The 20,743-nt window shown below is 69.7% G+C and carries 10 protein-coding genes and 1 pseudogene; 6 read left to right on the top strand and 5 right to left on the bottom strand.

The features are described from left to right. Window positions 1–384 (bottom strand): annotated as a pseudogene (locus IE94_RS40680) (hypothetical protein); the annotation flags it as partial. A 651-nt stretch (window positions 385–1,035) separates the two neighbouring features. Here IE94_RS40680 and IE94_RS0132970 point away from each other — a divergent pair. Continuing rightward, window positions 1,036–9,645, top strand: a complete 8,610-nt coding sequence (locus IE94_RS0132970; RefSeq protein ID WP_157849419.1) for a scabin-related ADP-ribosyltransferase — start codon at window positions 1,036–1,038, stop codon at window positions 9,643–9,645. A 63-nt stretch (window positions 9,646–9,708) separates the two neighbouring features. On the opposite strand, the gene IE94_RS0132965 is transcribed toward IE94_RS0132970, so the two are convergent. Genes IE94_RS0132965 through IE94_RS0132955 form a run of 3 tightly spaced genes read right to left on the bottom strand, consistent with a single transcriptional unit; the run spans window position 9,709 to window position 13,328 of the window. After that, window positions 9,709–12,027 carry an FtsX-like permease family protein gene (locus tag IE94_RS0132965; RefSeq protein ID WP_030191757.1) on the bottom strand — a complete coding sequence of 773 codons (2,319 nt, stop codon included), beginning with the start codon at window positions 12,025–12,027 and terminating at the stop codon, window positions 9,709–9,711. A gap of 39 nt (window positions 12,028–12,066) precedes the next feature. Next, a complete protein-coding gene (locus IE94_RS0132960; protein ID WP_030191755.1) occupies window positions 12,067–12,816 on the bottom strand; it encodes an ABC transporter ATP-binding protein in 750 nt (249 codons plus the stop codon). Further along, a complete protein-coding gene (locus IE94_RS0132955) occupies window positions 12,813–13,328 on the bottom strand; it encodes a PadR family transcriptional regulator (protein WP_030191753.1) in 516 nt (171 codons plus the stop codon). The genes IE94_RS0132960 and IE94_RS0132955 overlap by 4 nt, the downstream gene beginning before the upstream one ends. A 124-nt stretch (window positions 13,329–13,452) precedes the next feature. On the opposite strand from IE94_RS0132955, the gene IE94_RS0132950 reads away from it, so the two are divergent. From IE94_RS0132950 to IE94_RS0132930, 5 genes are all read left to right on the top strand, one after another. Then, window positions 13,453–14,721, top strand: a complete 1,269-nt coding sequence (locus IE94_RS0132950; RefSeq protein ID WP_030191751.1) for an ABC transporter substrate-binding protein — start codon at window positions 13,453–13,455, stop codon at window positions 14,719–14,721. Window positions 14,722–14,907: 186 nt separating this feature from the next. Continuing rightward, complete coding sequence (locus tag IE94_RS0132945) at window positions 14,908–16,524, top strand: glycoside hydrolase family 13 protein (protein ID WP_030191749.1); 1,617 nt, start codon at window positions 14,908–14,910, stop codon at window positions 16,522–16,524. 40 nt (window positions 16,525–16,564) lie between these two features. Next, window positions 16,565–17,896: an ABC transporter substrate-binding protein gene (locus IE94_RS0132940; RefSeq protein WP_030191747.1), complete on the top strand. Its 1,332-nt coding sequence runs from the start codon at window positions 16,565–16,567 to the stop codon at window positions 17,894–17,896. Window positions 17,897–17,902: 6 nt separating this feature from the next. Then, on the top strand, window positions 17,903–19,270 hold the full coding sequence (locus IE94_RS0132935; protein WP_030191746.1) for an ABC transporter permease subunit: 1,368 nt from the start codon (window positions 17,903–17,905) through the stop codon (window positions 19,268–19,270). Then, a complete protein-coding gene (locus IE94_RS0132930; RefSeq protein WP_030191743.1) occupies window positions 19,267–20,106 on the top strand; it encodes a carbohydrate ABC transporter permease in 840 nt (279 codons plus the stop codon). The genes IE94_RS0132935 and IE94_RS0132930 overlap by 4 nt, the downstream gene beginning before the upstream one ends. A gap of 320 nt (window positions 20,107–20,426) precedes the next feature. On the opposite strand, the gene IE94_RS41630 is transcribed toward IE94_RS0132930, so the two are convergent. Next, window positions 20,427–20,549, bottom strand: a complete 123-nt coding sequence (locus IE94_RS41630; protein WP_280922739.1) for a hypothetical protein — start codon at window positions 20,547–20,549, stop codon at window positions 20,427–20,429. Window positions 20,550–20,743: the final 194 nt, after the last annotated feature.

Here is a 20,743-nt window from a genome sequence, read left to right as displayed (position 1 = left end):
CCGTCTGGTGTGTCGAGGAGTCCGGTGCCGGCCGGCGGGGCCGGTGCGGACGCGGGTCCGGTCGTGCCGGGCCCCGGCCCGCAGGTGCCGGGCGGGGTGCCGTTCTCGCCCGGGTCGGCTCCCGGCTCGCCGGCGCCGGTGCATACCGTGTCCGGGATCGACGCCCCGGACACGTCCGCTGTCGGTCCGGGTGCGGGGCAGCCGGTCCCGGCCGGCACCGGCACGGACCAGCCGCCTGCCGGTGCCGGTGCCGGTGCCGGGCAGCTGCCTGCCGGTGCCGGCCAGCCGTCCGTCGGTGCTGGTGCTGGTGCTGGTGCTGGTGCTGGTTCGGTGACGGTTCCGGGCGGTGGTGGGAGCCAGCCGGTGCGGTCCGTGGGCGGGCACGGCGCGTCCGACGTGGCGTTCGAGGCGCCTGCCGATGACGCTGCGGAGGGGCAGCCGTCCGGCGGGACGGAGCCCGCGGCGCCGCCTCCTGCCGGGGCCTCGGGTGTCGCCGGGTCCGGTGCGCCGCACACCGCGGCGGCGGGAGGCAGGCCCACCCCCGCCGGTGCTGAGGAGCAGCAACCGCGGGACGTCACGGGCGACCAGGAAAGGGAGGAGGCCTCCGTCACGCAGCCCGGCGCCCCGGCGGTCATCCCTCCGGCGGGGACAGTGTCCGCATCGACGGCGGCCCCCGGGACGAGCACGAGTGCCGCGCCCCCGCCCGGTCAGACAGTCCCCGCGGCCACCGGCAACGGCACGGGCGCCCCCACCGGCGCGGCCGCCACGTCCTCCCCGGCGACGGTGGCGAAGGGCGACACCAACGACCAGAGCGCGCGATCGAACGGCACCGGCGACCGGGACACGCAGCCTGACGGTGACGCGGACAGCGGAACGAACGGTACGGATCCCGGCCGGCCCGCCTCAGAGGAGGACGCGAGCACCAGGCGAGGGGATGTGACCACTGCGCCGACGGACACTGCCACCGCTGACCGTGCGACCGCCGGGGCGCCACCCGCCGGCGTGTCCGACGGTGACCGGCCGACCGTCGGGCCCTTGGCCACCGTCTCGGGCCCCGTCGGCTCCTCCCGTACGAACGGGGACCCGACCGCCCGCGTCGTGGACACCACGGATACCACCAGCGCCGCCACGCACACCACGGACGGCACGCCCACGAACGGCGAGCCGGGCACGTTCGGACCCGCCCGGGCCAACCCCGTCGTGTCGGGCCTCGTGGCCGCCCCCGGCGAACCGGGGCCCAAGAACCCCGCAGGCCGCAGGGATGCCAAGGAGCGTGATCGGCGGAAGGCCCCGCCGCCCGAAACCGACGGACGGTCCGCAGGCTTTCCGTCCCCGGAGTCGGAGGAGTCGAGGGCCCCCGACGAGGACGTCGCCGCTCCCGTCCGGATCGCCACCGTGTCCCAGCCCGACGACCCACGGACCAGCAGGGTGGAGGAATTCGCCGGGGTCAGTGACGCGCTCGCGGCTGCGGACACACCGCACACGAGCAACGCGGACGAGAGCGACACCGAGGCGGACGACGCCACCACGGTGGTCGACACGCTGTCGGACTCCGGTGACACGCTCGTCGGAACCGCCGACGACACGACGCCCGGAGGCGGGACGAAGAAGGGCGCGCGCGACACACGGACACCGCGGACGCGGGAGGACATATCCCGGTGGATCGACAGCATGGCCGGCACGGACGAAGAGGCGCCCGCTCTCGTGGTGGGCAAGAGGCATCCCTTCGCCCGGACGGTGACCGAGAACATCACGGTGGCCATGCTCACCGGAGTCCACCACGGTGACAGGCGCCTCGAGCGGATCCACAGCAGTGACCTGCCCTACGTCTTGTGGAGTGATCCGGGCCGGCCGGTCTGGAGGGACACGGACGAGGACCCGCGCACCGTCTTCCGCAACGGCTTTGAGGCGAGCGACCTCGAGAACGTCGTGGAGATCGCCCACTGGGTGAGCGCGACTCCCGGCCAGGGGTCCCAGTTCGTCTCCACCACGCGCGACCAGTCGTCGCACAACGCGGACCGCAGGTATCGCTACGAGATCCGGGACGACGCTGCCGGCGTCGATGTCGGAGCGACTCTGGGCCAGATGCTCGACGCGGACAGGGATCTCGCGGAGAGGATGCCCCGGCTTGCCGCTTACCGCAGTACCGCGGGGGACGAGGTGGCCTTCGTCCGCGGTATCCCCGCGCGGTCGGTGGTCTCCGTGTTCGACCGGCACACCGGACTGACCGGTACGTGGAACACCGCGGCGGGAACGGTCGAGTGGTCACGGAGGCCTGCGGGACCGGAGGCCGACTCGGCGGAAGTCGCCGCTCAAGGCGCCACAGCAGAGACGTCGGCCGACACGCGGGTGCCCGTGTCGGACACCGGAGAGGGGACCGACACCGGGTTCGGGCCGGACCCGGACGAGACCCCGGCTCCGGACCAGTCCCCGCCGGTGACCTCGTCGGCGACGGTGCCGGAATCGGGGGAACCGACGTCGGCGGGTCCCGTGCTCCGCAACCCCGCTCTCCATCGGTCGGACGTGCCGAGTGCCCCCGCCCCCGCTGAGGGAGCCGCACCTGACCCCAGCCGCAGCTCCGCGACGGCAGCACCCGTCGTGACTACTCCGACCACCGGTGCGGAAGGCAGCGGATCGGACGCCGCGGAAGGCTCCGAGCCACCCGGGACATCGAGCCCGCTCGACTCGAAGGTGCTCCCTTCCGGCTCTACGGTGGCGCATGACCCCCTACGTGACCAGGAGCCACCGGCCGCATCGGTGACCAGCGTTGCCCAGCCACCGGAGAGCGCGCCATCCGCGGACGCGAGTGAACCCCCTCGTGCCGACCACGTCGAGGCCACCGCGGAGCTCCCTCCTCGGCCGACCGACACCGCGGGACCCGACGCGAGGGACGAGGCCACGACGGATCCGGCCGACAGCAGTACCGATCGGCGGACAACGGAGGAAGCGGAACCGGAGCCCGGCCCGGAACCGGAGCCCGGCCCGGAACCGGAGCCCGGCCCGGGGCCGGACGGTCGGCAACCGCCCCGGTTCACCCTCGGCCAAGCGGTGAATCTCGACGCCTTCGCGTACTTCTCCGCCACACCACGCGCCGGCCTGCCCGGCGTGAAACGGTTGGCCGAAGAACTGCGCGCGAGGATCCCCGAGGCGAGCGCGGTGGACCTCGAGGCGCTGCCGGTGGACCTGGAGCAGAACTTCCGGAAGATGGTCTCGCCCGCCCCGGACCGGATCGGCGGATTCGTGCTGCGTCTGGGCAACGCCGAGGTGCTGTTCGCCGCCCGCCCGGAGAACCCGCGTCTGGTGCTGAGCACGCTGACCGACGACCCCGGCGGGCGCGCCGTGGTCGGAACCGAGTCCAACGCAGCCATGTTCAACACGGGGTCGTTCTCGCAGAGCACGTCCGTGAACAGGACCGCGTACACCGGGGGCGCATCCATCGGAGTGCCGCTGACCGTGTCTCCCAGCCTGAGCCTCTCGGTCGCCGCCAACGCCAAGCAGCACGGGATGAGCGCCGCACAGTTCGTGGAGGACGGCCAGGTCAGCAACCACCGCACCACCAACACCCTGCTCGCGGTCGACATGAACCTGTCCTACCGGATCAGGTTCGACGGCGACACCACGGACTGGAGACAGGTACCGGAGAACAGGTACCCGTCCCCGCCGCCCGGGTCCACACCGGAGGATGGGCGGACGCCGTCCGACCGGATACCCCCGGCGGCCGACGAGAAGCTCATGCTGTGGATACCGGACCGCTTCCTGATGGGGCAGCACGCCAGGTTGGCCACCAAGCCGGACGTGGGGCGGCCGGTCGTCCCGGAGCGGTACGTGGCGCTCGGCATGACGGGAACGCCGGAGCTGTACGACAAGGCGTTGCGGGGGTTGCGGGCCCGCTGGTCGGAGTCCCAGGGCAAGGCGTACCTCCGTGGCGGCAGCGGGGTCCGGGAGCAGTTGCGCAACGGTATCGACAAGCTGCTGGTCAACCTGCGCCGGTCGCAGATCGGAGGCGGCCTGCCGGGACAGTCCACCGAGGGCTACGCCATCGAGCTGCACGAGCCGGGCACGGCGAAGACGATCGCCACGGTCCGGGTGTTCACCAGAGTTCTCGACGCCACCGAGGCCGCGCGGGCTGGTCTGCCGCCGGTCACGATGTTCTCCGATGCCGCGGCCGGAGGCAACGCCAACATCGAGCGCGTGCAGACCCTGCTGAACGTCGCGGGAGCGAGCAACGGCGTCGGGCAGCGCTGGTCGGCGGGTGTCGCGGCGAGGGCGACTCCACCGGTTCCGCAGGTCGATCTGGGCGTCTCCGTGTCCGCGACCGTGGGTGGCTCCAACTCGCAGGGCAGTTTCGGAAGTTACGACGGTCTCAAGGTGACCGTGAGCCGGTGGGTGGGTCCGAGCCCCTTCTACGCGGTTCCGATGGAGTACCGGCTGGAGATCGAGGTCCGTGAGCCGAAGAGAGGCGCGACCCCGCCGGCCGACGGCGAGCTGCGCACATTTGGCACCGTGTCCATGACCCTGCCGGACGTCGCCGCCTACGACAACGGCTTCCCGGTGGACGAGACCTCGGTCGAACGCATCGAGAGCGAGGGCTCACCCGCGCCCATCACCGGTGCGGGTCGCAGAAGTCTGTCTTCCTACATGCGCAAAACCGTGGCCCTGAGCCCGGTCCGCGTCGACCGGAGAACGGTCGACGCACTGGGCGCGCACATCCGCTCGAAGCTCCGCGAGATCGGCTACCTTCCACCCGCCCAGGGCCAGTTCGCGGACGTGACCGCACTGTCCCACCGCGATGCTCACGAGGCCCGGATCGAGAACGAACGGGCACTCGAGAACTGGTTGATGGGGATCGGCGACCACTTCAACAGCGCCATGACGGAGGAAGGCGCCCAGTTGCGGCTGGCACGCAGGCCGGGGCTCGGCCCGCTGCCCTGGACCGAGGAGTTCGCGACCGTCAATCTGCGCGTGACCTTCGACATCGACGACGCCGACGACCTGGGGCCCGCGCACAACGAACGCGTGGCGATCCTGCTCATGGCCCTGCGTATCGCCGGACAGTCGCACGGCGGAAGCAAGAACGTCTCGGTGAACCTGAACGTCGGGTTCTCGGAGAACGTCCTGAAGAACGCCGGCCTCAGCCTGGGGGGAGGCTACTCGGCCGGCTCCAGCCGAGGCGAGACGCAGGTGTTCAACCACCCCATCCTCTTCGAGCCCACCAGCGACCTGCGCAAGCACCGGATCAGGAACGTGCGGTTGCAGGTGACCATCGCGGAGGGCAACGCGGGCGTGGTTCCGGGCCACCGCGTCGGCGGTGACAGGCTGCTGGACTCCCGGGCGTTCACCGGCGGCGCCGAGCTGCTCGTCCCGGATCTGCCCACGGACCTCCCCGACGACCTGCCCACGACCGGGCACACGCCGCCCGAGGTCTTCGAACGGGCGGTGGTCTACACCCTGGACACGAACGGCGTGACGAACGCACTGCTGAACCAGCTGCCTCCGGACCTGCGCGGGGCGGCCTCACCGGTCGAGCATGCGATCAGGCAGCTCACCACGCACCACACGATGATGGCCCAGGCCCCTCACATGCTCCAGGGCCCGGGCCACTACGACGTGGACAACGGCGCGACCTACGGCCTCTGGAAGAACGCCTACACCGTGCTGTCCGGTGCCCTGACCGTCAAGCAGGCGGCGTATCTCGGCGCCACGTCGGATCCGGTGGTCCTGGCGCAGATCGCGTTGCTGCAGAACCAGGTGTTCAGCGGCCGGTCCGGGGGCGGCAGCATCGGTTTCGGGACCGTCGGCGCGACTCTTGGCGGTGAATCCGGCATCGCGGGGGGAACGGCCGGCCTCGGCAGCGACATCTCCGTCGGCTGGGGTTCGTCCGAATCACTGAAGAAGGTGGGCGGCTTCGAGTCGATCGCCCTCTCGGTGGGCCAGATATTCCTCTACGGCGCGCACGCGAGATTCGACCTGGGCGTCGACTGGCACAAGAACGCCCTCCTGCTGCCGACCGATCGCGGATCCGGCACCGCGACCGTCGACAACCGCCAGATGATCTTCATGCTGCCCCGGGACGCCGCGCTCCGGGCGTACTTGGCGGACCAGCTTCCCGTGCCGAAGGAAGCGCTGGAAGAAGTAGTGGCCCTGTGGAGCGCGGGTGACTGGGCCAAGCTCAAGCTCGGCGGAGTACTGATGGCCAGGCTGGCGCTGCACTGGCACGGACGACCGGGCCGGCTGCCGGACGGAGCCGACCTGTCGGCCCTGGCGGCAAGAGTGCGCGAAGCGCACCAGATGGGCCACCTGAGAGTGGTGGACGAGGAGGTGCTGCGCCGGTTCAACGACACCTTCCCCGAACACGCCCTCACCCCGGTGACCCTGCACCTGCCTCCGTACCTGAACGATCCCTACGAGCCGCATCGTCGGATCGGGCCCGCGTCCGTGACCAGGGTGCGCTTCGACGACGGCACGACCCTGTGGGGGACGATCCGGCAGCTGGTGGAGGAGTCCGCTCCCGGCCTGCTCAGTTCGTCGCCCCTGCTCAAGGTGAGCCGAGGCGGTCAGACGCTGGGCAAGGTCCACGGCGGTCTGATGACCTCAGAGGTGCTCTTCTCCAACCTGTCCACCATCCTCTACATGGACATGGTCGGTGGGGAGACGGAGATCCAGTTCGTGAACACCTGGGGACCGCTGCGAGAAACCGTCTCGGTGGTCCTGTCGGCCGAACTGGTGGGACGGCTCGATCCCACCGACGAGCGCCTGGACGGGCAGGAGTTCTTCCTGCACGGCCAGGACGCGCGCACCACGTCGAGCAACCGCTCGACTTCCCTCTCCACGTCCGTCAAGGCAGGCGGCAGTGGTGAGAGCGCGAACGCCGGCGGCGCCCAGGGGCTGGCACTCGGCGCGGGAACGCAGGTGGAGTACAACCGGACGCAGTACTGGGAGAGCGTCTTCGGCGACTACAACAAGACCGTCGACATCGAAGGCGGCCTGTACGTGGCGGTGCAGGTCCGACTCGGTGACGCTCCGGACGCCGATCTGAACAACCTCGTCATGTCCCGTCAGCGAGCCCTCGCCGACCGGTCGTCCAGCGCGCACCACCTGCGAGGCACGATCCAGCTCGCTCTGCCCGCCTCCATGCTCGGCCCGGAGATGCCCTTCCAGTACTCTCCGCCGTCCACCATCCCGGTGACGTTCCCGCTCAACACGCACCCCGTGGGATTCGTCTCCAGCGGTGGCTACCACCGGCAGATCAGGAGCCTGCTCAACGCGGTGTTCGGCCACGCCTACGTCAAACCCGGTGTCCGCCCGGACACCTTCCTGCCGGCGATGATGGCCAACTCCCTGCTCACGGCGCAGGCACTGCGCGAGCGACCCGAGGGCACCCGGCTGACGAACAGTTGGGCCATGCCGAGTGACCCGCTCAAACGGGCCGTAGTGATGAAGAAGATCGAGTACACCGATCTCCGGGTGGTCAAGGTCTTCGACGGAGCGGGATTCGGCACCTACTTCAAGCACATCACCGCCGTCTCCCCGGCCAGGAGGACGAGCAACGGCGCGGCCCCCGGGCTGAACAGCGGTCATGGCAGTCCCGCGGACAGCGAGGGGGCCAACCTGGGCATCTCCGGTTCCACCGACGCGTCGCAGGGATCGCAGCAGCAACCGCGCACCGAGTCGTTCGTCAAGGAGCGCAAGCCGATCTACCTGGTGGTGGCCAAGGCAGCGATCCGGTTCCCCACGACCGCGCAGCAGAGCCACATCACCCCGCTGGCCCGCCCGCACGACGTCGGCACGTTCCACAGCCAGAAGATCTCGGGCGAGTTCTACGCGCTGGTCAACGAGGACGAGTTGGCGGCGATGCGAGCCGCGACGGACAAGGCGCGCGCCGGGCGCGCCGACCTGGCGCTCGCCTGGGAGAGAAACCCGAGGTCGACCCAGCGCTTCGACCTCACTGAGGTCTTCCTGGGCGTGGCGCGCGATCCGCGGGCCACGGCGGCGGTGGCGCCCGCGCTGGTGGCTCGCGCGATCGCCGACCGGATGGACCACGGCCGACTGAAGGTCGGCGGGCCACGCGTGTTGCTGAAGGCCCGGACCCGGGCCCGGCACCTCATCACCGACAGCCGCAGGATCGTCCTGACCTTCGACCCCGACCGGATCGACGCGGCGGCGGATCCGGGGGCACGCCCGGTCGTCACCTTCCAGGAGCCCGAAGAAGGCGTGCTGAGCCATGACCAGCCGGCGATCGGCGCCAACATCGTGCACCTCGTCAGCCGCGTGGCGGTGGAGCTCGACGCGTACGTGGAACTGCGGGTGCGTCAGGGCGAGCACGAACGGACGTGGCGATTCCATCCCGAGGGCAGGATCTACGCCTTCGACCCCGACCAGCGTGCCGACGGCTCCCCCCTCACCGCCGCCGAGGCGATGCAAGCGGGTGTGCTGACAGCGCAGGGGGCCCGCCTTGCGGAACAGTGGGGCATCGACTCCGACCTGCTGGGCAAGCTGGAGAGCACCTCCTACAGCCGGTCCCTGACCCTCGATCAGGCTGTACGGGAGGAAGTACAGGTACGTCGTGCGCGCTTCCTCGCCGAGCACCAGCGGCCGGCTGAACTCCTCGAACGGGCCGAGGCCGTACTCCGGAGCCTGGACAGTCTCGGTGCCGAGACGCAGTTGAACGCCGCCGCCGAGATCGGCGACCTGCGCTCGCGCACCGAGGCCACGCTCGGCCGGCTCCACGATCTCGCCTCGGCCCGGCAGCTCACGCCCATGCCGGAGCACGAAGTGGTGCGCCTGTGGGCGCAGACGTTCAACGACATACGGTGGATCGAGAGGCACGGCGGACAGGTCTCGGCGCCGGTGTCGGGGGGATCCCGGGGCGGGCGCGGGCCGGCCCAGCCCGCTCCGGCCATCAGGACGCCGGAACCGCCCAGCCCCCGTGCGCAGCGTGTCCCGACCGGCAGGATGATTCCGTTGCCGGGTGACCGGACAGCGCCCGAACTGCCTCGGGACCTGCTGACCTCGCAGTTCGAGAAGTCACGCAGGACCCTTGGCCGAGAGCAGAAGTACAAGGCGCACGTGCTGGCGACCAGGCTCCGCGAAGTCGTGGAGGCGCGTCGCCGGGCAGGGCTGCCCAACATCATCGTCACCATCACGGCGGGCGGCAACGGCAGCCGACTGCCCTGGAAAGGTGCGAACAGCTCACGGGAAGCCGGGCAGGAGCGGGCCGAGGCCCTGCGGACGTACCTCACCGAGCAACTCCACCTGGCCGCCGCGGACGTCACGTTCAAGGTCGTCAACCGCGGCAGCGAAGTCCCCTCACCCTCGGTGTCCACGGCAGGCGGTGAGGACGGTGGGCATGCCCACGCGCGGCGTGCCGCTGTCGTGGAGGTGGAATACCCGTCGCCGCCGTCGCCGCCCGTGCCGCAGACACCGGCACCGCCGACCGGACCAGATCCCCAGGCCGCTCCTGCTCACGATCACGCTCTCTCGAAGCGACTCGGAAAGAGGCCTGAACGCGCCGCCGTCGCCGGTCCAGGCAGGGAGCCCGCAGCAGAGTCGGCCGGTAGCGGCGCCGCGGGCCAGAAAGGCCGCGGTGAGCTGGCCGCCCACGCGTTCGGCGTCTTGATGGGAGGCTCCGACACCCGAGCGGTATGACCCCGGTCGGGCGCGCAACGAGGCCATGGCACCGCCGCCGATGACGGAACAACGCAGCCCGAGTCAGGCCACCGCCGCCAGAGTGTCCGCCAGCCGGCGCCGGGCCGCACGCGCCGCCGGCAGCGCCGCCACGGCACCAGCGCCGAGGACGGTCGCCACCCCGAGCAGCACCAGGAGCCCTACCGGCGGGTCCTGGGCGATACCCGCCCCGATACCGCTCGACCGGCCTTGCGCGTCGATCAGCCAGCGCGCGAGCGGCGTACCGAGCGCCGTGGCTGCGACGTAGGCGGCGAAGGCGGTCAAGGACACGGACGTCATGGTCACCGCGGTGATGTGCCGCTGGGACAGACCGATCGCCTTCCACGCCGGCAGATCGCGCTCCCCCTCACGGATCATGCCGCCGATCGCCGTGAGCACCTCCACGAGTCCGATGAGGCCCAGGACGAGGATGAGACCCACCACGACTCCGCGCAGCGACGACAGTTCGTCGGCGGGGTTGGTCGCGGCATTGACGTCCAGATGGCCGCGTCCGGCGACGGCCAACCGGTGGGCGACGGCTGACGGATCCGCGCCTGGACGCAGACGCAACTGATAGAGGGTCGGGGACAGATCCGGGTCGTTCTCGCGGAGAGTGTCGAGTGTGGTGCTGATGACGCGGCCGGCGTTCTCCGGTTCGATGCTGCGACCCACGATGTGCAGGATCTGCGGCTGGTCGCCCACGGTCATGCGGACCCAGTCGCCGACGCGCACATCGAGCAGGTCGAGAAGGCCCTGACCGGCGACGGCCTCGTCGCTTCCCCGCGCCGTGCGGCCCTCGGCGAGGGTGTACGGGTAGGAAGAACCTCGGGTGCCCAGGCCGCGCAGGGCGATCGTCGCAGTCTGTCCAGGGACGAGCGCGGCCACCTCGACGCCGGGATAGGCCGCCGCGACCTGCGGGTCACGTTGCAGCAGAGCACGGACGTCCCGGTCGTCGAGGTCGTTGTCCGTATGCACGGTCAGGGCGGCGGAGACTCCGATCCGCTCGGGATCGCGGTGGAAGCGGTCGAGGGTCGTCCAGGCGCTCAGGGCGACGGTGATGAGGAGCAGGGGCAGGCAGAGACGGGCGATGGTGGCGAGGGACCGCGCCGGACGGGCGAGAGTGGCGTTCAGTCCCAGCACCAGGGGGGCGGGCACCCTGACCTCGAAGGCCCGCCGCATCAGTACAGGCAGACGCTTGCTCGTGCGGGTTCCGCTCGCTCGTGCCTGGCGTACCCCGTTCACGAAGACCGGCCGTGCACCGGGCACCGAGGGGACCCGTCCCGCGCGCCATGCCGCGAGCCCCGTGGTCGCCGCGATGAACAGCACCACTGCCGCCGGGACGACCAGCTGTGTCGTCGTGTGACCGGGCAGGACCCGCCACAGGCGGACGGAGTCCCCCAGTCGGCCCGTGACCCGACTGCCCAGCGCCTCCGTCGCCGTGACCGCCGCGAGGGCGCCGATGAGGGCGTACGCGATGTGCTGGAGGAGGAAGACACGTACGACCTGACTGGGTGTGAAGCCGACGGCCTTGAGGACGGATATGTCGCGCAGATGACCGCGAATCCGGGTGGCTATCGCCCCGTGTACGGCGAATCCGGCAGCCATGAGGGCACCGCAACCGAACAGACCCAGCACCTGGCCCAGGAGCCGGTTGTCGCCCTGGGCCTCGGCACGTGCCTGCTGCCAGGTGGAGACCTCGCCGATGGCACCGGCGCCCAGGGCCGTGACGGCACGCTGGACGGCGTAGCCGGTCTCGGCGGGGTTGGTCAGCCGCAACCCGATGATCTGACCGGTGGGGTGAGGGACGGCTGACGGCAGCGCCCAGACGATCCCCGGCTGTTCACCCGGGCGGTAGCGGACTTCGGCGGTCTCGGCGATGCCCACGACCGTCAGCTCTCCGGTCCCCTGCGGCAGGGAGAGCGTGTCTCCTGGCCCGGCCAGCAGGGCCCGGGCGAGGCGGCTCTCCAGAACCACGCCGTCGGGTGTCGTGGGGTCGAGCCAGTGGCCCGCGGTGAGGAGGGGATGACCGACGACAGGGGCCGAGGGGGTGGCCCTCAGTTCGACGTTCGCACGGGTCCCGCGGACGGAGAGGCTGGTTGCCGCGGTGTCGTAGGGACCGGCGGCGGCCTCGACCCCGTCCAGAACCGAAAGTCCGTCAAGCACGGTCTTGCTGCCGGTATGGATCCACACGTGTGCGCCATGTGTCTGGGAGAAGGTGCGCTGCCAGGGGTTGGTGGCGTAACCGAACAGCGCGGCGGCCAGCAGCAACGAGACGACGATGCCGGCCGTGGCGAGCACGAGGAAGAGTGCCTCTCCGCGATGCGTGCGCAAGTCGGCGTGTGCCCAGCGCAAAGTGGCGCGCATCAGATCTGGCCCTTCCGGGGGTCGTCGTACGTCCGCACTTCAGTCCCTGAGCTTGAGCACTCCGGATGTTCCCGGCCGGCGTGACGGGGTGCTGTCCAGTGCCACGTCGTCCGCTGTCCGGCCGTCGAAGAAGCTGATCACCCTGTCCGCGGCACTCGCCAGCCTGGCGTCATGGGTGACCAGGACGATCGTCTGTCCCCGCTCGTGGAACCGGGACAGGAGCCGCATGACCTCCCGCGTGCCCTTGCTGTCCAGGCTGCCGGCCGGCTCGTCGGCGAGCAGCAGAGGCGGGTGGTTGACCAGGGCACGCGCCAGGGCGACCCGCTGCTGCTCACCGCCGGACAACTCGCCCGGCATGCTGCGTTCCTTGCCCTCGATGCCCAACTCGGCCAGCAGGGCCTTGCGCTCGGCGCGCGCCCGTTTGGGTGAGGCGCCAGCGAGGAGGGCCGGCAGTTCCACGTTGTCGGCGACGGACAGGTTGGAGACGAGGTTGAAGAACTGGAAGACAATGCCGATACGTTTGCGGCGCTCCACGGCCCAGCGTGTCTCCCGCCAGGTGGCGGTGCATTCGCCGTCGAGCCATATGCTGCCGCTGTCCGGCCGTTGCAGTCCGCCGAGCAGGTGCAGCAGTGTGGATTTGCCCGCGCCGGAGGGACCGGTGATGGCCACGAACTCGCCCGATTGGACGCACAGGTCGACTCCGCGGACGGCGTGTGCCGGCCCGCTCTCGCCGTGATGCGTTCTGACCAGGCCCTCGGCGCGCAGCGCGGGGGAGGGGCTGTCCTTCACTCCAGCTCCTCCAGTTCTTCCTGGCACCGTTCGAGCCAGTCGAGGTCGGCCTGAAGGTGCAGCATCGCACCCTCGAACAGGAGGTGTGCGTATCGGTTGTCCCGGTCCTCCGCGGCAGCCAGTTTCGACAGGCCGCGCATGGAGTTGAGGTACTGACGTCGCTGATTGTTGATCAAGGCGATCTGATCGGCGATGCCGGTGTGCGAGGCGAGGGCCAACTTCATGAAGAAGTCGTCCCGCACCCGCGGCTCGTCTTCGGGTGTGTCGAACCAGGTGCGGACCACCTCCTGGCCGGAAGCGGTCAGGCGGTAGACCTTCTTGTTGGGTCGGCCGGACTGTTCGATGTCCTGGCCCTCGATGAGTCCCTGCTTCTCGAGGCGCCCCAGGGTCACGTAGATCTGGCCGATGTTCGGTTGAGGGTACGCGGAGCCCAGCAGTTGCTCAAGGCCCTGCTTCAGCTCGTACCCGTGCGCTGGCGCCCGCGCGAGGAGTGCCAGGAGGGGCAGGCGCACGACCGTGATCCTCCTGTCCTCGTATGATGTCCCGGCTCTAGTATCGCTTATACATAACGGGTATACATGGTCGCTGGACCATGACGGTGATGCCACTCATCACCGGTTGCGCAGGGAGGGACCGATGCGGTGGATCCGAGCCGCCGGCAGGGGCCTCCTCGTCCTCGGGCTCGTGCTCGCCGGGTGCGGCCCCTCGGCCCGGGTCGCCGAGGGCGACGGCCAGGGCAGAGGTCCGCTGACTCTCGCGACGGCCGGAGATCTCACCGGGTACCTGGGCACCGTGCTGGACGGGTGGAACCGTACGCATCCGCGGGAGCGGGTGACACTGGTCGAGCTGCCCGACTCCGCCGACGAGACGCACGCGCAGATGGTCACCGACCTGCGCGACCGGGACCGCAACCGGTTCGACGTCCTCAACATCGACGTCACCTGGACGTCGGAGTTCGCGGCGGCGGGATGGATACGGCCGCTGGAGCGCGATCGCTTCGCGCTTGGCACCTTCCTGCGACCCGTCGTGGACAGCGCGACCTACGACGGACGGTTGTACGCGGTGCCGTACGTCACCAACGCCGGGTTGTTGCTGTATCGCAAGGACATCCTGGACAAGGAGGGTGTGCCGCCACCGCGTACCTGGGACGAGCTGGAGCGGGCCGCCAAGACCATCGCGCCGAAATACGGACTTCACGGGTACGCCGGTCAGCTCTTCCCCTACGAGGGCCTGACCGTCAACGCCACCGAGGCGATCTACTCCGCCGGCGGCACCATCCTCGGGGACGAGGGCGATCGGGTGACGGTGAACTCGGCGGCAGCCCGAGAGGGGCTCGAATTCCTCGCACGCGGCGTCCGGGAGGGCTGGATCCCGAAGTCGGCCCTGTCGTACAAGGAGGAGGAATCGAAGCAGGCGTTCCAGGAGGGCAGGCTTCTCTTCCTGCGCAACTGGGCCTACGCCTACGCCGTCGCCTCGGCCCCGGGTTCTCCCGTCGCCGGGAAGATCGGGGTCGTGCGCCTGCCGGGACGGGACGGGCAGGGCACCAGCGTGCTCGGCGGCTCCGACCTGGCCATCAGCACCCACGCGCGGCACCCCGATTCCGCCGCTCGCCTCATCGCGTACCTGACCAGCGAGCCGGTACAACGGCAAGTACTCACGCGCGGAGCTCTGCCTCCGGTACGGGCGTCCCTCTACGAGCAACCGGACCTGGTGAAGCGGTTCCCCTACCTGCCCATTCTGCGCGCGAGCGTTCTGTCCGCCGCTCCACGTCCCAAAAGCCCCCGCTACGAGCAGGTCAGCCTGGTGGTGCAGGCAGTGGTGCACGACGTGTTGACCGGGCATCAGTCGTCCGGGGCGGCGGTCGAGCGGCTGACGCGGGAGTTGGCCGCCATCCCCACACGCTGACGGCGGACTCATACATACCTGTTAGGTAGTTGAGAGCCTCGCCGCGTCCGACTGCTGGGTCGAAATATGCGTGTAAAACCACCATGTTATCAGCCTTTCGGCAACTGACCATTGACACCTTCCTGACACGCCTACTTAACATGCATGCATAACCACCAGGCACCAGAGACAGGCAATGGGTTGAACATGCACCGTTGGTGGCGAGACGCGGTCATCTACCAGGTGTACGTCCGTAGCTTTTTGGACAGCACCGGAGACGGGATCGGCGACCTCGCCGGAGTCAGGGCCGGTCTGCCTTACCTGAAGAAGCTCGGCGTGGACGGGATCTGGCTGAGCCCCTTCTACCCCTCGCCGCAGCACGACCACGGATACGACGTCGCCGACTACTGCGACGTCGACCCCACCTTCGGCGACCTCGCCGAGTTCGATCACCTGACGGAAGCCGCCCATCGGCTCGGCATTCGCGTCCTGCTCGACATCGTGCCCAACCACTGCTCCTCGGACCACCCGTGGTTCCAGGCGGCGCTCGCCGCGGAGCCCGGCAGTCCCGAACGGGCCAGGTTCCACTTCGCCGACGGCCGTGGCCCGGACGGTTCCGAACCACCCAACAACTGGCATGCCATGTTCGGCGGACCGGCCTGGACCCGGATCACCGAGACGGACGGTCGCCCCGGTCAGTGGTACCTACACATGTTCACGCCCGAGCAGCCCGACTGGAACTGGCGCAATCCCGAGACCGCGGCCGAGTTCGACCGTGTGCTCCGCTTCTGGCTCGACCGCGGCGTCGACGGCTTCCGCATCGATGTCGCCGCCGGCCTCTTCAAGCACGTCGACCTGCCCGACTCCCCGGACCCCGAGGCGGACGCCCGCACCCGCGATTCGGTCAACCCCTTGGCCTGGAACCAGCCCGAAGTGCACGACGTCTGGAGGCACTGGCGGGCCGTCTGCGAGGAGTACGCGGCGCGCGACGGCGTCGAGCGCCTCCTGGTGGGTGAGGTCTCCGTGCCCAACGCCCGCGAACACGCCCAGTACGTACGCTCCGACGAACTCCACCAGGCCTTCTTCTTCGACCTCCTGAGCGCCCCCTGGGAGGCGGACGCGTTCCGCAAGGTCATCTCCGAGGCCATGGCGGACATCGCCGGGACCGGTTCCACCGTCACCTGGGTGCTCAACAACCACGACCAGGTGCGCACCGTCACCCGCTACGGCGAACCCACTGTCGAGGGCAGCGGACTCGGCCCGGCCCGAGCCCGCGCCGCCGCACTGCTGATGCTGGCGCTCCCCGGAGCCGCCTACATCTACCAGGGCGAGGAACTGGGCCTGCCCGAGGTCGTGGACCTGCCCGACGACGTGCTCACCGACCCCATATTCCGCCGCACCGGCAGCCGCGCCCGCGTCCGCGACGGCTGTCGCGTGCCACTGCCCTGGTCGGGACAGGCCTCCCCGTTCGGCTTCACCACCGGTGACGGCAGAGCCAAGCCCTGGCTGCCCCAGCCGGAGTACTTCGCCGAGTACGCCACCGACCGCGCCCTCGCCGACACCCGCTCCTTCTGGCACCTGTACCGCGACGGTCTGCAACTGCGGTCCTCCCTCGCCCAGTTGCACGACGGAATGCTCACCTGGCTGGACACCCCGCCCGGTGTGCTCGCCTTCGTCCGAGGCGACGGCCTCGTCTGCGCCGTCAACTTCGGCACGGCGCCCACCCCCGCTCCTGTATCCGGTACCCCCCTGCTGTCCAGCGGCCCCTGCCCGGCCGACGTGCTCCCCGGCTCGACAGCCGCCTGGTGGATCAACGGTCTCTGACGTTCTCCGAAGCAACACAGTTATCGAAGGGACATCAACGATGATGCGACGACGCACCACCCTGATCATGAGCTGCACGGCGCTCACCCTCGCTCTCGGCGCGACCGCCTGCGGCGGCGACAGCGGCCCCGTCACGGCAGGCGGCGGCGACATGGCGCTCGACGGGCAGACGGTCACCGTCGCCGGTGTCTGGTCCGGCACCGAGCAGAAGAACTTCCAGAAGGTGCTGGACGCCTTCAGCGAGAAGACCGGAGCCAAGACGCAGTTCGTGTCCACCGGCGACAACGTCTCCACCGTGGTCGGCAGCAAGATCGAGGGAGGCAACGCTCCCGACGTGGTGATGGTCCCGCAGGTCGGCGTGCTCCAGCAGTTCGCCAAGCAGGGCTGGCTCACCCCGCTGTCGGCCGCCGCCGAGAAGTCGGTCGACGCCGGCTACGCACCCGTGTGGAAGAAGTACGGCAGCGTCGACGACACGCTCTACGGCCTCTACTTCAAGGCCGCACACAAGTCGACGGTCTGGTACAGCCCCGACGCCTTCAGCCAGGCCGGCGTCAAGCCCCCCACCTCCTACGACGACCTGCTCAAGGTCGGACAGACCGTCTCCGACTCGGGTCTCGCCGCGTTCTCCGTCGCCGGGCAGGACGGATGGACCCTGACCGACTGGTTCGAGAACGTCTACCTCTCCCAGGCCGGCCCCCAGAAGTACGACGCCCTCGCCGCGCACAAGCTGAAGTGGACCGACCCGACGGTCGTCGACACGCTCACCACGCTCGGCAAGCTCTTCAAGGACAAGGAGCTGATAGCCGGCGGCCAGAAGGAGGCTCTCAACACCGACTTCCCCGGTTCGGTGGAGAAGGTGTTCGGCCCGAAGCCCGAAGCCGGCATGGTGTACGAGGGTGACTTCGTCGCCGGTGTGGCCCGCGACCAGTTCGGCAGGTCCATCGGCAAGGACGCGAACTTCTTCCCCTTCCCGGCCGTGGGCGCCGGTACGGCCCCCGTCGTCAGCGGCGGTGACGCCGCGGTCGTCCTCAAGGACGGCAAGAACGCCAAGGCCGGCATGAAGCTGCTCGAATACCTCGCCACCCCCGAGGCATCCGCCGTCTGGGCGAAGGCCGGCGGCTATCTGTCCCCCAACAAGAACCTTCCTCTGGACTCCTACGGCGACGACGTCACGCGCGCCACCGCGAAGTCCCTCATCGACGCCGGCGACTCCGTCCGCTTCGACATGTCCGACCAGGCGCCCGCGGCCTTCGGCGGCACCAAGGGCGCGGGGGAGTGGAAGCTCCTCCAGGACTTCCTCCGTGACCCGTCCGACCCCAAGGCGACCGCCGCGAAGCTGGAAGCCGCAGCGGCCAAGGCGTACAAGGGCTGACACACCATGACCGTCACCCTGGTCCAAGAGACCATCACCCCGACGCCTCAGCCGGGCGCCGCCGAGCGGGCCCGACGCTCACGCCGTCGAGCCCGCGCGATCGCCGTGGTCTTCGCCTTTCCCGCGCTGCTCCTGCTGGGTGCCCTCGTCGTCTACCCCGTGCTGTTCTCCGTCGGCCGCAGCTTCTTCGACGCTTCGGGGTCGCAGTTCGTGGGCGTCGACAACTACACGGAGATGTTCCGCGACCCGGCGACCCTCAAGGCCGTACGGAACACCGCCATCTGGGTCGTCGTGGCACCGACCCTGCTGACCGGACTCGGCCTCATCCTGGCCGTACTGGTGGAGAAGGTCCGTTGGGCGACGGCCTTCAAGCTCCTGCTGTTCATGCCGATGGCCGTGTCGTTCCTTGCCGCGGGCATCATCTTCCGCCTCGCCTACGACGAGGACCCTTCGAAGGGTGTGCTCAACGCGGCGGTCGTCAGCGTGCACGACGCCTTCAAGGGCACCTCCGAGTACCCGACCGCCCGGGCACGCGAGGAACACGGACTCACCGCGAGCCCGGACGGCTCGTACCGCACCAGTGAGCGCGTGTCGCCCGGCGCGTCCGTGAGCTTCGGCATGGTGGGCGTCGCCCCGGACGACGTACCCGGCGGCGCGCGGCCCGCCTACCCGGCAGCCCACCGTGCCGCCGCGGCCGACGAGGTCAGTGGAGTCGTCTACCTGGACTTCACACCCGGCGGAGGAGGTGAGCAGGGCAGGGTCGACCGGGGCGAGAGCGGACTGCCGAAGATGCGGGTCGAGGCCGTCGACCCCGACGGGCGAACGGCCGCGAGCACGACCACGGCCTCCGACGGCTCGTTCCGCTTTCCGGGCCTCAAGTCCGGCAGCTACACGGTCGTACTGCCCGCCTCGAACTTCGCGCAGCCCTACGGGGGTGTGTCATGGCTGGGACCCGCCCTCGTGACGCCGGCCATCATCGGTGCCTACCTGTGGATCTGGACCGGCTTCGCCATGGTCCTGATCGGGGCCGGACTCGCGGCGCTGCCTCGGGAGACCCTGGAGGCGGCACGGATGGACGGCGCCAACGAGTGGCAGATCTTCCGGCGCATCACGGTGCCGCTGCTGGCACCCGTGCTGACCGTGGTCTTCGTGACCCTGGTCATCAACGTCATGAAGGTCTTCGACCTGGTCTACATCATCGCTCCCGGCCCGGTGCAGGAGGATGCGACGGTTCTCGCGACGCAGATGTGGCTGGTGTCCTTCGGCGGAGGCAACAACCAGGGCCTCGGCAGCGCACTGGGCGTCCTGCTGCTGCTGCTGGTCGTCCCTGCCATGATCTTCAACGTCCGCCGCTTCCGAAGGAGTCAGCGATGAACGCGATCCGGCGCGGGCTGGGCAACGGTGCGGTCCAGGCATTCCTCGTGGTCACCGGCCTGGTCTGGCTCACCCCGCTGGCGGGACTTCTGATCTCGTCCCTGCGGTCGTCCCAGGACACGGCGAAGGGCGGATGGTGGACCGTCTTCGCCAGCCCCAGCCAGATCTCCTTCGACAACTACACGGCGCTGCTGAAGAACTCCGGTATGACGCAGGCGCTGTGGAACACGGTGCTCATCTCGGTTCCGACGACGTTCCTGGTAGTGGTCGTGGCGGCGCTCGCGGCGTACGCCTTCGCCTGGCTCGACTTCCCGGGCCGGGACGGCATCTTCCTGGTCGTCGTGGCGCTCCTGGTGGTGCCGGTGCAGCTCGGCCTCCTGCCGGTGGCCAAGCTGTTCGGACAACTGGGACTGTTCGGGACCATCCCTGGCGTGGTGCTGTTCCACGTCGCCTACGGCCTGCCTTTCGCCGTCTTCCTCCTGCGGAACTACTTCGCCGAGATGCCCAAGGAGATGCTAGAGGCCGCGCGCATGGACGGCGGAAGCGAGTGGCGCATCTTCGTCCAGTTGGTCCTGCCGGTGGGCCGGCCGGCCATCGCCAGTCTCGCCATCTTCCAGTTCCTGTGGGTGTGGAACGACATGCTGGTGGCCCTTCTGTTCGCGGACAGTTCCTCGCAACCGCTGACCGTGCAACTTCAGTCCCAGATACGCCAGTTCGGCAGCAACATCGACGTACTGGCACCGGGTGCGTTCGTGTCCCTGGTGGTTCCGCTGGTGGTGTTCTTCGCGTTCCAGCGGTACTTCGTCCAAGGCGTCATGGCGGGGTCGGTCAAGTAGGTCAGGTCGTACAAGGTGCGGGCGGGCGCGACAGCAGAGTTGGCTGACGTGCCCGCCCTTACGGGTGCCTTCGACGTTCTTCGGCAGCAGTGCGTGGCCGAGGGCTGCGCAGACGTCCTCGGCCCGTGGCGGCTCGGTCGCGTGGTGGAAAGGCGGCGAGGATGCGGGGGCGGCCCGGATGCTCGGGCAGTTCCGGCGCGACGGCCGGGAGCCGGTCGGGCAGCCGGTCCGCCCCCGGTAGAGGATCGCGTGCACGATCTCCCGCATGTCGTAGGTGCCTTGATGGGGTGGGCTTCTGCGAGGGACTGGCATGTCTGCCCTCAACGCACGGTGTGGAGGACGGCGTCGCCGAGAACGTCCGCCACCTGCTTCCATTCGGTGAGTGACATCGTGAGCGGAGGCAGCAGCTTCAGCACGTGTCCCTGTCCGGAGGTCTCGGCCACGATCCCGGCGTGGAACAGGGCCCGCTGGACCGTCGGCGACCGCGGTTTCAGCGAACCTCAGGCCGCTCATCGCTCCCTTGCCGACGACTTCGGCGCCCGTTATCTTTTTCGCGGTCCTGCAAGAGGGCCGTTGGCCTCCGGGCCCGGCATGACTGTTGCCCCCTGTCGAACGGATGACCTGGGGGGTGGTGTCA

The sequence above is a fragment of the Streptomyces violaceorubidus genome (assembly GCF_000717995.1).
Lineage (GTDB): Bacteria > Actinomycetota > Actinomycetes > Streptomycetales > Streptomycetaceae > Streptomyces > Streptomyces violaceorubidus.
The sequence above is the reverse complement of the archived record's forward strand: the minus strand, read 5'-3'. Positions and strand labels throughout refer to the sequence as shown.